The sequence below is a fragment of the Maribacter vaceletii genome (genome assembly GCF_003634105.1).
In the GTDB taxonomy this organism is placed as follows: Bacteria; Bacteroidota; Bacteroidia; order Flavobacteriales; family Flavobacteriaceae; genus Maribacter_B; species Maribacter_B vaceletii.
The window spans coordinates 1,474,245-1,487,058 of the sequence record NZ_RBIQ01000007.1 but is presented as its reverse complement, the minus strand read 5'-3'; the positions used below and the strand labels follow the sequence as shown (position 1 = coordinate 1,487,058).

Annotated in this window: 12 protein-coding genes; 2 read left to right on the top strand and 10 right to left on the bottom strand. The window is 31.1% G+C overall.

Going from position 1 to position 12,814, the window contains the following annotated elements:
* Nucleotides 1–5: 5 nt before the first annotated feature.
* A complete protein-coding gene (locus CLV91_RS06090; protein WP_121064977.1) occupies nt 6–671 on the top strand; it encodes a M24 family metallopeptidase in 666 nt (221 codons plus the stop codon).
* 139 nt (nt 672–810) lie between these two features.
* On the opposite strand, the gene CLV91_RS06085 is transcribed toward CLV91_RS06090, so the two are convergent.
* The 4 genes from CLV91_RS06085 to CLV91_RS06070 all read right to left on the bottom strand — a co-directional run bounded on the left by CLV91_RS06085 (nt 811) and on the right by CLV91_RS06070 (nt 4,720).
* Nucleotides 811–1,647, bottom strand: coding sequence for a pseudouridine synthase (locus CLV91_RS06085; protein ID WP_121064975.1), 837 nt, complete (start codon nt 1,645–1,647; stop codon nt 811–813).
* A 74-nt stretch (nt 1,648–1,721) separates the two neighbouring features.
* Complete coding sequence (locus CLV91_RS06080) at nt 1,722–2,627, bottom strand: geranylgeranylglycerol-phosphate geranylgeranyltransferase (RefSeq protein ID WP_121064973.1); 906 nt, start codon at nt 2,625–2,627, stop codon at nt 1,722–1,724.
* A 9-nt stretch (nt 2,628–2,636) separates the two neighbouring features.
* The gene (locus CLV91_RS06075) at nt 2,637–3,575 is read right to left on the bottom strand and encodes a mevalonate kinase family protein (RefSeq protein WP_121064971.1); all 939 of its coding nucleotides are present in this window, start codon (nt 3,573–3,575) and stop codon (nt 2,637–2,639) included.
* Nucleotides 3,576–3,637: 62 nt separating this feature from the next.
* A complete protein-coding gene (locus tag CLV91_RS06070; RefSeq protein ID WP_121064969.1) occupies nt 3,638–4,720 on the bottom strand; it encodes a diphosphomevalonate/mevalonate 3,5-bisphosphate decarboxylase family protein in 1,083 nt (360 codons plus the stop codon).
* Nucleotides 4,721–4,810: 90 nt separating this feature from the next.
* Here CLV91_RS06070 and CLV91_RS06065 point away from each other — a divergent pair, with 90 nt between their 5' ends.
* A complete protein-coding gene (locus tag CLV91_RS06065) occupies nt 4,811–5,284 on the top strand; it encodes a TspO/MBR family protein (RefSeq protein WP_121064968.1) in 474 nt (157 codons plus the stop codon).
* On the opposite strand, the gene CLV91_RS06060 is transcribed toward CLV91_RS06065, so the two are convergent.
* The 6 genes from CLV91_RS06060 to pgmB all read right to left on the bottom strand — a co-directional run bounded on the left by CLV91_RS06060 (nt 5,276) and on the right by pgmB (nt 12,611).
* Nucleotides 5,276–5,818 (bottom strand): DUF1697 domain-containing protein, encoded by a 543-nt coding sequence (locus CLV91_RS06060; protein ID WP_121064966.1) that lies wholly within the window; start codon nt 5,816–5,818, stop codon nt 5,276–5,278. The genes CLV91_RS06065 and CLV91_RS06060 overlap by 9 nt on opposite strands.
* A 4-nt stretch (nt 5,819–5,822) precedes the next feature.
* A complete protein-coding gene (locus tag CLV91_RS06055) occupies nt 5,823–7,097 on the bottom strand; it encodes a BaiN/RdsA family NAD(P)/FAD-dependent oxidoreductase (RefSeq protein ID WP_121064964.1) in 1,275 nt (424 codons plus the stop codon).
* Nucleotides 7,097–7,786, bottom strand: a complete 690-nt coding sequence (locus CLV91_RS06050; RefSeq protein WP_245987150.1) for a glycerophosphodiester phosphodiesterase — start codon at nt 7,784–7,786, stop codon at nt 7,097–7,099. Before CLV91_RS06050 ends, CLV91_RS06055 begins: the two co-directional genes overlap by 1 nt.
* Nucleotides 7,787–7,854: 68 nt before the next feature.
* Nucleotides 7,855–9,636, bottom strand: coding sequence for an alpha-amylase family glycosyl hydrolase (locus CLV91_RS06045; RefSeq protein WP_121064960.1), 1,782 nt, complete (start codon nt 9,634–9,636; stop codon nt 7,855–7,857).
* Nucleotides 9,637–9,645: 9 nt separating this feature from the next.
* The gene (locus CLV91_RS06040; protein ID WP_121064958.1) at nt 9,646–11,955 is read right to left on the bottom strand and encodes a glycoside hydrolase family 65 protein; all 2,310 of its coding nucleotides are present in this window, start codon (nt 11,953–11,955) and stop codon (nt 9,646–9,648) included.
* Nucleotides 11,952–12,611 (bottom strand): beta-phosphoglucomutase, encoded by a 660-nt coding sequence (gene pgmB / locus CLV91_RS06035; protein ID WP_121064956.1) that lies wholly within the window; start codon nt 12,609–12,611, stop codon nt 11,952–11,954. The genes CLV91_RS06040 and pgmB overlap by 4 nt, the downstream gene beginning before the upstream one ends.
* Nucleotides 12,612–12,814: the final 203 nt, after the last annotated feature.

Below are 12,814 nucleotides of genomic sequence, written 5' to 3'. Positions count from 1 at the left end.
AATAAATGATTACTAATTTAATTGAAGCTGAAGAGAAGGCATCGGAATTATTTGTTCAAATTGAAGAAAAAGGGCTTATAGTTCCTGGCAAGTCAGAAAAAGAATTGAATACGGAGATATTTAATTTGGCCTTTGAATTATATGGTATTAAAAAGTATTGGCATAAAAGAATTATAAGGGCAGGAAAAAATACACTAAAACCCTATGACGAAAATCCTGAAAATTTAACAATCCAAAAAGATGATATTTTATTTATTGATTTTGGGCCAATATTTGACGAGTGGGAAGCAGATTTTGGAAGAACTTATGTTTTGGGCACAGATATATTAAAACATAAACTAAAAGACGATATTCAATTGGCTTGGAAAGATTGCAAGGCCTTTTTTACATCCAAAAAAGAAATAACAGGCGCTGAACTTTATAATTATGCAGTACGGACTGCTAAAAATTATGGCTGGGAATTTGGTGGAGAAATAGCAGGTCATATAATTGGCCATTTTCCGCACGAAAAACTAGAAAAAGAAGATAAATCCAATTACATTCATCCAGATAATCATCAAAATTTAAATGAGTTTGATAAAAGCGGTGCCAAAAGAGAATGGATTCTTGAGATACACTTTGTAAATAAGGAAAAAGAAATAGGTGGTTTTTTTGAGCAATTACTAACATAAAACCCAAATATATAAAACGACAAAACCGATACGAATATCGGTCTTAAGGCTTGCTTTTTTATCTACTTAATACGCTAAGTAGCACTGCAAATATCTGGCAATTATACTATTATAAAGTTATCTTAACCTTACTTTTTTGTTATTTAATCATTCCCAAATTAATAATTTCTTGCTCCGTTAAATAGCGCCAGTGCCCTCTTGGTAAATCTTTTTTGGTTAAACCAGCATAAGCTACTCTATCAATCTTTTCTACTTTATAATCTAGCTCTTCAAAAATACGCTCTACTATACGGTTTCTAGAACTAAATATTTCTATTCCTACTTCACGTTTTGGCGAATCATCTATAAAACTAACATCTTGTACACGAACTACTTTTTCCTCAACGGTTAATCCTTCTTTAATTCGTTTTAAATCTACACTTCTAAGGTCTCTATCTAAAACAACATGATATATTTTACGAAGCCCGTTGATTGGACTTTTAAGCCTTTTTGTTAAATCTCCATCGTTTGTAAATAATAAAAGCCCTGTAGAACTTTTATCCATTTTATCTATAGGAAGTAACTTGGCATCAGATGCAGCAGAAATTAATCCTGCAACATTTCTTCTACCCCTATCATCTCTTACTGTAGTAGAAAAATCTTTTGGTTTGTTTAATAATACGTATTCCTTCTTTACAGGATTCAGAAGTCTACCATCAAACTTAACCTCATCGGTAAGTTTTACTTTGAATCCCATTTCTGTAATAGGTTTGCCATTTACAGTAATATTCCCTGCAGAGATATAGATATCGGCATCTCTTCTAGAGCATACGCCAGAATTTGCTACATATTTATTTAAGCGAATAGAGTTTGGGTCCGATGGTTTCTTTGGCGCAGCTTGCTTTTTAACTGGACTATTACCATACGTTTTTTTCTTAAAAGTTCTATCTCCCTTTCCTGAAAACTTCTTTCTATCATTTGAACCTGACTTTGCCATACTAATAATTTTTTGCAAAGGTATATAAATGGATGTTGCCTATATAGTTATACTTAAAAAATAAAATTTTTAAACTATAATATCCTGTTTAACACCAAATCAATGTCAATTAACAAGATACTAAAAACACCTACTATAATAATTAGTTTTAGAATATTATGAAGCCACACAAAGTGTTTTTTTAAATGTGCATTTAATAATAATACTAGAAAGAAAATTAATAATACAACACAAACTATAAAGTAAAAATTCATGTAACCAACACTAAATTTTGTAATTAATAATAAAGACGGTATTAGCGTTAATACTATTAAAGTAGCAATTAAAAATTTTGACACTCTTATGCCATACAAAATTGGAATAGTCTTATACCCTTGTGCAATGTCTCCTTTCATACTTTCTAAATCTTTAATCATTTCTCTTGCTAATATTAACAAGAAAAGAAACATAGCATGTACAAAAATTACACTTTCAAAATTTTTATAATACACAAAAACTGCAAAAAAAGGTGCAATTGCAAGGGTTGCCGAAATAAAATTACCAATAAATGCTATCCTTTTTAGTTTATGAGAATAAAACCAAATGCCAAATATATAGGCCGAAAAAAATAAAACTGCCTTAAAGGACACATAACTTGCTGCAAAAGCTGCTAAAAAATTTAATATGAAATAAGTAGTTAATTTAAAACGCTGACTTACCAGCCGATCTAACATTGTTTTTCTTGGTTTATTTATTAAGTCTTTTTCCGAATCGTAAAAATTATTAATAATATAACCACTAGCTATAACTAATGCAGATCCTAGAATAATAACAAACAAATCTATATCTAAAACTACTTCTCTAACAGGTAAATTTGGTGCTAAAATGTAAATAGAAGCTAAGTATTGCGCAAGAACTACCATTAAAATATTGTAGCCACGAACAACTGAAAACAAACTTAATAACTTAAGAAATAGTTGTTTGTTTTTTCTAGAAAGCATGTGTTGTATTTAGAAGTTATAAACCACTTCTAATTGATGCCCTTTAAGTGCTTTTTTTGCTTTATTTATATCTTGTGTAAATCCTAAAATATAACCGCCACCACCAGAACCACAAAGTTTTAAGTAGTAATCGTTTGTTTCAATTCCCTTTTTCCAAAGGCTATGAAATTTAGAAGGAATCATTGGTTTAAAGTTATCTAATACAACATGAGAAAGTTGCTTTAAATTACCAAATAAAGATTTTACATTGCCATTAATAAAATCTTCTACACAAGCATCTGTATGCTTTATAAATTGGTCTTTAAGCATACTTCTAAAGCCTTCACTTTTCATTTTATCCATAAAAAGCTCTACCATAGGAGCTGTTTCTCCAATAATACCACTATCTAGTAAAAACACAGCACCATTACCTTCTTTATTTTGTGAAGGTATACTTGTAGATTCTATATTGTCTTTAGAATTAATAAGAATTGGCAAACTTAAATAGCTATTTAAAGGGTCTAATCCTGAAGATTTTCCATGGAAAAAAGACTCCATTGTTCCAAATATAGCCTTAAGAGTTAACAATTTTTCTCTTGTTAAATTCTCTAATACTGTAATTTTATTTGTGGCATATTTATCATAAATTGCAGCTACTAAAGCTCCACTACTCCCAACACCATATCCTTGTGGTATAGAGCTATCAAAGTACATTCCTGCATCTACATCTTTAGTTAAAGCCTTAAAATTAAATGAAAATAATTCTGGACTCTCTTTTTCTATTTTCTCTAAGTAGGCAGCAAAATTCTTTAAATGAAGATTAGACTCTATTGCCTCTTTTGATGGGTTTTCATCCATCTTTAAAGCTCCCTTGAAAAAATTATAAGGTATGGACAAGCCTTTGGAATCTTTTATAATACCATACTCTCCGAATAATAATATTTTAGAATAAAATAAAGGTCCTTTCATTTTATAAAAATTGATTCAAAACAGACTTTATAACGTTTACCATACACTTATATGATAATAATTTACACTTTTTTTGCACCAAAACCTATTTGATCACAAATATACTGCCCGTTTTGGCAAAATGCAACTAACTCATCTTTAATAAACTGCATTATTTCTTCTTTTTCAGATTCTGGATATAACACATGAACATTAGCTCCTGCATCTAAAGTAAAACAAACATGTGTATTTGTTCTTTTTCTAAAGTCCCATATTTTATTGATAATCTCTAATGTATTTGGCTTCATTAACACAAAATAAGGCAAGCTCGTCATCATCATGGCATGTAAGGTTAATGCCTCACTTTCTACAATTTCTATAAAAGTTTTTAAATCTCCTTCTGCAAATACCTCTTTCAACTTTGTTAAATTATCATGTGCCTGAGCAAATCTTTGTTGTGAAAAAGGATGCCCGTGCATTAAATTATGCCCTACGGTACTGCTCACCTCTTTTTGCCCTTTATCTACCAACAAAATTGTATCCTGGTATTTTTTAAAATTTGTATGCACCTTATAAGGGTATTTTACGGCGTACAAATTAGAACTATTTGTAGTGCCTTCATGGTTTCCCCATTGCACTACATCGCCTTCTATACTGCGTGCTGCACTACCAGATCCTAAACGTGCTAAAAAAGAAGCTTTTTTAATAAAATAGTCTTCGTTTATATCTGGATTTAGTTCTTTTTCTAAAGACATAAGCGCTAATGCTAAAGCAGATAATCCACTAGCAGAGGAAGCTATACCACTGCTATGCGGAAAAGAGTTGGATGTTTCTATCTTAAAATGATAGTTTTTTAAAAAAGGCAAATAGTCTTCTATTCTCTTAAAAAAAGTTTGAATCTTTGGTTTAAAATCTTCTTTAAGACTTCCTTCAAAAAATAAATCAAAAGAAAAATCTTGTGCTTTATTTTCGAGTTTTTTATAAGTTACTTTAGTAGTAGTTGCACAAGTATCTAAAGTAAAACTTATAGACGGGTTTGCTGGAATTTGATTAGCTTCTTTACCCCAATATTTTACTAAAGCTATATTACTTGGCGATTTCCAAGTTACTTCTCCTTTCGCTATTAATTTTGTATACTCTGAAGGAATAAAGTCTTTTTCGGTCATTCCGTTTATTTTTTAACAAAGATAGTTTAACCACTTATAAATTGGCAACTAGTTAAAATAAATTACTATTTTAGACATAACCAATCCCATATGAAAAAGAAACTACTTTATATTGCAATTAGCGTTCTGCTTTGTCTTATAATAGGCTTTTTATCGAGTTTTGCCACGCAAAGTTCCGTGAATGATTGGTATGTTACTTTAAACAAACCTAGCTTTAACCCTCCTAACTGGATATTTGCTCCTGTATGGACAATTCTTTATATTTTAATGGGAATATCTGCTGGTTTGGTTTGGGCAAGAGGGTTTTATCATATATGGGTAAAAACTGCCCTATATCACTTTGGTTTTCAACTATTATTAAACGCCTTGTGGAGTATTGTTTTTTTTGGACTAAAACAGCCATTATGGGCTCTTTTTATAATTATTGCACTAGTAATTATGCTTCTAATTACTTTTAAGTGGTTTAAAATTGTAAACAAAACTGCTGCTTACATGCTTATACCCTATATAATTTGGGTAAGTTTTGCTACCATCTTAAATTATAAAATATGGGAATTAAACTAATGCCATCTCTTGCAATTTTAGCATTGTTTTATAATTCCTAGTAGTTGCAGATACTTTAAGCTTTTTCTCTATTAGATTATTGGTACACTTAGCTTTACCTGCTCCTAAAGCACATCTTAAATACACACAGTTAGGAGTAATTACTAAAGTCTCATTTGCAAAAGAAATAGCGTTTAATATTGCTTTATTTTCGTCTTTTGATTCTTCTTTTAATAAGACAAAGTAAATTTTATTACTATTTAAATCTTCCGGGTTTTTATATGGGTTATTTGTAAGTATATATTGTATTTCTTCTCCTGTTTTTACTACCACAGGAACCTCAAAATCATAGGTTTTCTTAATTATTTCTGCTATTCTATCTTCTAATTTACTTTTATTTTCTTCTGATGTGTTAAAAACAATATTGCCACTCTGAATATAGGTTTGTACATTATTAAAACCATTTTTCTCTAAAAGAAGTCGCAAATTGGCCATTATAATTTTCTTTTTGCCACTTACATTAATTCCTCTAAGTAAAGCTATATAGGTTTTCATATTTTTAAAATTCTGATGTAATTCCTTGCGCTGCAATATACCCACTAGTCCATGCATTCTGAAAATTAAACCCTCCAGTAATAGCATCTACATTAATTACTTCGCCAGCAAAATACAAGTTTTGCAAATTTTTACTTTTATAGGTTTTAAAATTTATTTCTTTTAAATCTACCCCGCCAGCAGTTACAAACTCTTCTTTAAAGGTACTTTTACCATCAACCTTTATTTTACAGTTCGTTAATTGATCCGCTAAAAGTTGTAATTGGTTCTTAGTAACATCTGCCCATTTTAAGGTCTCGTTAATTCCTGATGCTTTTACAAGATTAACCCAAAGTCTGCGAGGAAGCTCTACAGCTTTTGTTCTAAGGATAGTTTTTTTTGCTTCTACCTCTTTTATCTGCATTAAATAATCTACAATAGCCCCTTCATGAAAATCTGGCAACCAATTTACGACAATCATAAACTTATAATCAAAATTGTTTAAAATAGTTGCTCCCCAAGCCGATAATTTTAAAATTGCTGGGCCACTTAATCCCCAATGTGTAACTAATACTGGACCCTCAGTCTCTAATAAAGTTTCTTGTTTTGGAGCACTTTTTAAAGGTACCGTAATCTTTGTAGAAACCTTATTTTTAGATACTACTTTTACTTTTGCATTTGTACTTACTCCTGGGATATTAGAAATACGACTATCTTTTGTGTTAAACGTAAATAAGGATGGAACTGGAGGCACTATTTTATGCCCAAGTCCTTTTAAAATAGACCATATTTTAGGGCTACTACCTGTAGCAATTAGTAATTTTTTACACTCAAAAATTTCTTTAACACAAGTTATTTTCCAACCTTTTTCTTGTGGTAAGGTTTCTAAATTTACCACAGCATTTTGTGTAATAATTTTGATTCCAAGTTTGGTGGCTTCGGTTAAAAAGCAATCTATTATAGTTTGTGAAGAATTAGATTCTGGAAACATTCTGCCATCTTCTTCTATTTTTAAATTAACCCCTTTTTCTGAAAAGAAACCCACGGTATCTCCACTACAATAGGTATGAAAAGGCCCTAAAATTTCTTTTTCTCCTCTTGGGTAATTCTTGGATAATTCTTTTGGGTCAAACTCGGCATGTGTAACATTACATCTACCTCCACCAGATATTCTTACTTTAGATAAAACATCTTTTCCTTTCTCTAGGATTCCTATTTTTAGATTAGGGTTATTTTCTGCAATATGTATGGCAGCAAAAAAGCCAGAAGCTCCGCCTCCTATTATTAAAACATCAAACATTAGTTAACTCGTTCTGGAAAGTTCGTAATTATACCATCAACAGCCCATCTTTTTGACAAATTTATATCGTTCGGACTATTTACTGTCCAAGTATAAATTTTAAAACCTGCATCTCTTATAGTATTTGCTATTTCTAAGGATAACATTTTAAAATTAGGGTTAATTGCTTCTGCATGTAACTCCTTTGCTATTGGGATTGCAGCTACTGGGGTTTCTTCTGTTAAAACTGCTATACGAATACTACTATTGGTATCTCGCATTATTTTTAACTCTTCCCAATTAAAACTAGAAATAATAAAATCGTTTAATATCCAATCTTTATCTTTTACATATTCTAAAACAATAGTAGTAACATCTTTGGCGGTATTAGCCCCTTTAAGTTCTATATTTAAAGGTACTTGTGCGTCTATTGTTTCTAAGACATCTGTTAACAATGGAATTTTATGATTTCCTATTACAGTAAGTTTATTTAACTCTGTTAAAGTATACTCTTCTATATTCCCTTTTCCATTGGTTAGTCTTTCTAAAGTATCATCATGAAAAACAACAATTTCTCCGCTTTTAATTTTAAAAACATCAATCTCTATCATATCTACCCCCATCTCTAGGGCTTTATTAATAGAGGCTATGGTGTTTTCGGTTTCGTGACCCATGGCGCCACGATGCCCTATCACTAAAGGTTTATTCATTGGTATACAGCTAAATGAAAATAATAAAACAAGGTTAAACCAATATTTTAACATCTGTTTTATATTGTTTATTGAAGCTGAAAGATAAAAGATTCTAATGGAAGTAATTCTATTTTAATATGACCTTCTTTATTTTTTACTTCTAAAGGAGGTTTAATTTTTCCGTATAGTTTTTCTACAAGTTCATACGTATCATCTGTTAAACCCCAAGAAGTTACCATACTTTCTGGCAGCTTTAAATCTAAATTATAGGTTTTTTCTGCATCAAAATTAGAAACAATTAGCAGTTTTTCTTCTTTATCCCAACGTACAAAAGAAAATATGCGATGATCATAATCTTTAGTAGTTTCTTTATTATAAAAATGTATTTCTTGATAAAACCCCATTAAAGCACTACTGTTTATAGTAACATTTAATAGTCTTTTATAAAAATCTCTTAGTTCTTTTTCTTCTTTTGTAGATTGCCCGCCATCAAACTTTTTATTGTTTACCCATCTTTGAAAAGTTGGGACTCCTACATAATCAAAAATTGAGGTTCTAGAAGCGCTTCCAAAACCTGTATTTTCTTTTGCTGGCTCCCCTACTTCTTGTCCAAAATAAAGCATAGTTGGTGAAGTACTCAATGTTGCAGAAACTACCATAGCTGGTTTTCCTATTTCTGCTTTACCTGCAAATTCTGGACTTGCTATTCTTTGCTCATCATGATTTTCTAAAAAATGAAGCATGTTATGCTCAATATCTTTTAGATTATTTTGAACTACAGCGATATGGTCTGTCCAGCCATAGCCTTTCATAATATGTTTAAGACCATCATAGAGCTCTACTTTATCATACAAATAATCCATTTTCCCAAGGAGAATATAATCTCTATATAAATCTGGATTATACACTTCTGCCATGATAAAAGCATCATTTTTTTGCATTTTTATGTGGGAGTTTAGGTAGCTCCAGAACTCTACTGGAACCATTTCGGCCATATCATACCTAAAACCATCTACACCAAAATTTAGCCAGTATAAGGCAATATCTTTAAATTTTATCCAAGAATCTGGCACCTCTTTATTTTTCCAAAATGTATAATGTTCCTCGTAATTTTTATGAAAAAAATAGTCTGGTAACGTATCAAAATCATACGTACCATCGGGTCTTATTCCATAATTTATTTTTACGGTCTCATACCAATCATTTATGTTTGGCTGTGCTAAACGAGACCCATTACCTGTCCACTTGGCAGGAACCTCTTTAAAGGGTTCTATTTTATCTTCTGGAATTTCTCCTCCTAAAGGTAAAAGTCCGTCTTTCCAGTTTGGCGATTTGTACTCCTCCCCAGGAATGTAATAAAAGTTATTATTCTTATGATATTCTACAGAAGTATCATCATTTGCACCAAAATCTACAATCCCATCTGGATTAGTTTCTCCTTTATAATTGCGAGCCACATGGTTTGGCACTATATCTATAATAACGTTTAATCCTGCTTTATGAGAACGGTCTATTAAAGCTTTAAATTCTTCTAACCTATTTTCTGGATTTATTGCCAAATCTGGGTTTACATTATAATAATCCTTAACTGCATAAGGAGAACCTGCTCTACCTTTAACAACTTCTGGATTATCATTAGAAATTCCGTATTTAGTATAATCTTTAATTACAGCATGGTGTGGCACTCCTGTATACCAAATATGGGTAATTCCTAAATCCTTAATGCTTTTTAATGCTTTTGTGGTAAAGTCATTAAACTTACCCACACCATTTTCTTCTATAATTCCCCAAGGTTTATTCGTAGTATTTGTATTCCCGAATAACCTAGTAAAAACTTGATATACTGTTGCTTTTTTCCTCTTTGCCATGTGGTTATACTAATTAGTAACTTTTACTACTTCTCCGGGAATAAGTACTACCTTTTTATGATTCACTTGTATAGTAACTTCTTGATCTCCTAAAATACTAAAGCTTGTTTCTTTAGTATTTACCGTAACTGTAATAATGGTGTTTCTAAAGTTAAGCTTAAAAGAATACGAAGACCATTGTTCTGGAATTTGTGGTATAAATGAAAGGGCGTTATCCTGTATTCGCATACCACCAAAACCTTCTACAATACTCATCCAAGTACCTGCCATACTGGTTATATGCAAACCTTCTTCTACTTCTTTATTATAGTCGTCTAAATCTAAACGGGATGTACGTAAATAAAAGTTATATGCCTGCCCCATTCTTCCTAATTTAGCAGCTTGTATGCTATGCACGCATGGAGACAAGGAGGATTCATGTACTGTAAATGGCTCGTAAAAATCGAAATGTTTCTCTAGTTCTTCTTGTGTAAAGTGGTCTTCAAAGAAATAAAAACCTTGTAAAATATCTGCTTGTTTTATATAGGGTGAACGTAAAATTCTGTCCCAACTCCATTTTTGATTAATTGGTCTTTGAGATGTATCTAAATTAGATACTTTTATTAATTCTTTATCTAAAAAACCATCTTGTTGTAAGTAAACATTATTTTCTTCTGAATATGGGAAATACATTTTACCAGCAACCGTTTTCCAATCCTTAATCTCTGCATCTGATACCGCAGTTTTATCTATAATTCTAGCATACTCCTCTGCGTATTCTTCTTTTACTTTTTGCAGTTGTGCTGTAGTAAAATCTAAACACCATTTAGCAATATAGTTAGTATACCAATTGTTGTTTACATTATTCTCATACTCATTAGGACCTGTAACACCTAGAATTACATACTTTTCTTTAGCAGAAGAAAAGTTTGCTCTTTGTTGCCAAAAACGGCTAATACCAATTAACACCTCTAGACCCATTTCTGGGATATAGCTATAATCTCCCGTATACCTGTAATAATTATAAATGGCAAAAGCTATGGCTCCATTTCTATGAATTTCTTCAAAAGTAATTTCCCATTCGTTATGGCATTCTTCGCCATTCATAGTTACCATTGGGTAAAGGGCAGCACCTTTTACAAAACCTAATTTTTTGGCATTTTCTATAGCTTTCTCTAAATGGTTATATCTATATTTTAATAATTTTCTTGCAACTTGTTGGTCTTTTGTTGCCATATAAAACGGAATACAATAAGCCTCGGTATCCCAATAGGTACTGCCACCGTATTTTTCTCCAGTAAAACCTTTTGGCCCAATATTTAACCTAGAATCTGTTCCTAAATATGTTTGGTTTAATTGAAAAATATTAAAACGAATGGCTTGTTGCGCTTTTACGTCGCCAAGGATAGAAATATCACTCATTTCCCAAATACTAGCCCAAGCATTTTTCTGCTTTTCTAATAATTTATGAAACCCTAATGCAGAAGCTTTGTCTAAAGCAATATTTGCAGCTTCTTGTAATTTCCCATTCTCATGATTTGTTGAAACGGTATAACCACCAAACTTATATAAAGTAATTTCTTCTCCTTTTTCTACTTCTTTTTCTATAATTGCACTTATAAAAGTCTCTGAACTATCTCCTTTAGTTGCGATAATTTCATTGTCTTTATAAACTGCATTAGCTTGCATAAAAGTACATACCTTAAAATTGGTTTTCATGGTATGAGAAGTAATAAAAGCTCTATTTTCAAAGTCCTCTACTACAGTTGTGTTCCAAAATTTGTCGTCCCAATTACTATCTTCATTTGTTATACCACTATCTAAATATGGTACAAACTTTACATTAGCATCTTGGTTTATTACTTTTATGGAATACGAAATTGCACCTACCTCATCTATATCCAAACTTAAAAACCTAGTAATAGCAACTTCTACTTTAATAGTATTGGGTAGTGTAGCTTTAAAGGTTCTTTTATACCAACCTTCTTGCATGTTTAACTCCCTTTTAAAATCGGAAATTTCTTTACATGTGTTTAAATCTAAAGGTTCATTATTTATAAAAACATTTATCCCTATCCAGTTAGGTGCATTTAAAACCTTGGCAAAATATTCTGGGTATCCATTTTTCCACCAACCTACTCGTGTTTTATCTGGATAATATACTCCTGCAATATAACTACCTTGAAAAGTTTCGCCAGAATAGTTTTCTTCAAAATTTGCACGTTGCCCCATGGCTCCGTTGCCAATACTAAATAGGCTTTCAGAGGATTTTACTCTTTCTGCATTAAAGCCTTCTTCTATGATAGACCAATGGTCTGATTTTATATAATCCTGATTCATTTTTTACCTATTAATTCTTTAATGAAATCTAAAGACATTTCTGTAAAATCTTTAAAATTGTACTTAGCTTCTACTAGAATACTAGCATCGCCAATACCAATACTTGTCATCTTTGCATTATTTGCTGCTGCAATACCAGCAACAGCATCTTCAAAAACAATACAATTTTCTGGAGCTATATTTATTTCCTTTGCCGCTAATAAAAATACTTCCGGGTCTGGTTTTGCTTTAGTTACATTATTACCATCCAAAATAGCATCAAAATACGCTAACAAACCTACTTTTTTTAGAATTGGTCTTGCATTTTTACTGGCAGAACCAAGCGCTATTGGTATTTTATTTTTCTTTAAAAATTCTAATACTTTAGGTACTTCTGGAAGAATTTCTGAAGCATCCATTTTTTCTATATATGCTAAATAATCTACATTTTTATCATGCATCCAAGTATTAAATTGCTCTTGTGTTGCGGTTACTTTTCCTATATCTAATAGTATTTCTAAACAACGCTTTCTACTCACCCCTTTAAACATTTCATTTTGCTCTATGGTAAATTCAAAACCCAGCTCATTCGCTAGTTTTTTCCAAGCTAAAAAATGATATTTAGCAGTATCAACAATAACACCATCTAAATCAAAAATAAAACCAATATTTTGCATAAAATATATTTAAAAATAAGTATTTAAACTCCTTTAAATTCAGAGATGTAAAAGTCCGAACTTTTTAGTTAGGAAGAAATAAGAATTTACTATTTTTATTCATTCTTTAAAAGAAAATATTTTATAATTAGTACTGATTTTTAGCGATTTACAATCTTCCACATGTAATTTTCTCTTTGTTTTTGTATTAAAGAGCTTAGATA

Bases quoted from the DNA above. Each gene is read 5' to 3' on its own strand.
- CLV91_RS06090 (WP_121064977.1), top strand. From the start codon at position 6: ATGATTACTAATTTAATTGAAGCTGAAGAGAAGGCATCGGAATTATTT.
- CLV91_RS06085 (WP_121064975.1), bottom strand. From the start codon at position 1,647: ATGGCAAAGTCAGGTTCAAATGATAGAAAGAAGTTTTCAGGAAAGGGA.
- CLV91_RS06080 (WP_121064973.1), bottom strand. From the start codon at position 2,627: ATGCTTTCTAGAAAAAACAAACAACTATTTCTTAAGTTATTAAGTTTG.
- CLV91_RS06075 (WP_121064971.1), bottom strand. From the start codon at position 3,575: ATGAAAGGACCTTTATTTTATTCTAAAATATTATTATTCGGAGAGTAT.
- CLV91_RS06070 (WP_121064969.1), bottom strand. From the start codon at position 4,720: ATGACCGAAAAAGACTTTATTCCTTCAGAGTATACAAAATTAATAGCG.
- CLV91_RS06065 (WP_121064968.1), top strand. From the start codon at position 4,811: ATGAAAAAGAAACTACTTTATATTGCAATTAGCGTTCTGCTTTGTCTT.
- CLV91_RS06060 (WP_121064966.1), bottom strand. From the start codon at position 5,818: ATGAAAACCTATATAGCTTTACTTAGAGGAATTAATGTAAGTGGCAAA.
- CLV91_RS06055 (WP_121064964.1), bottom strand. From the start codon at position 7,097: ATGTTTGATGTTTTAATAATAGGAGGCGGAGCTTCTGGCTTTTTTGCT.
- CLV91_RS06050 (WP_245987150.1), bottom strand. From the start codon at position 7,786: ATGAATAAACCTTTAGTGATAGGGCATCGTGGCGCCATGGGTCACGAA.
- CLV91_RS06045 (WP_121064960.1), bottom strand. From the start codon at position 9,636: ATGGCAAAGAGGAAAAAAGCAACAGTATATCAAGTTTTTACTAGGTTA.
- CLV91_RS06040 (WP_121064958.1), bottom strand. From the start codon at position 11,955: ATGAATCAGGATTATATAAAATCAGACCATTGGTCTATCATAGAAGAA.
- pgmB (WP_121064956.1), bottom strand. From the start codon at position 12,611: ATGCAAAATATTGGTTTTATTTTTGATTTAGATGGTGTTATTGTTGAT.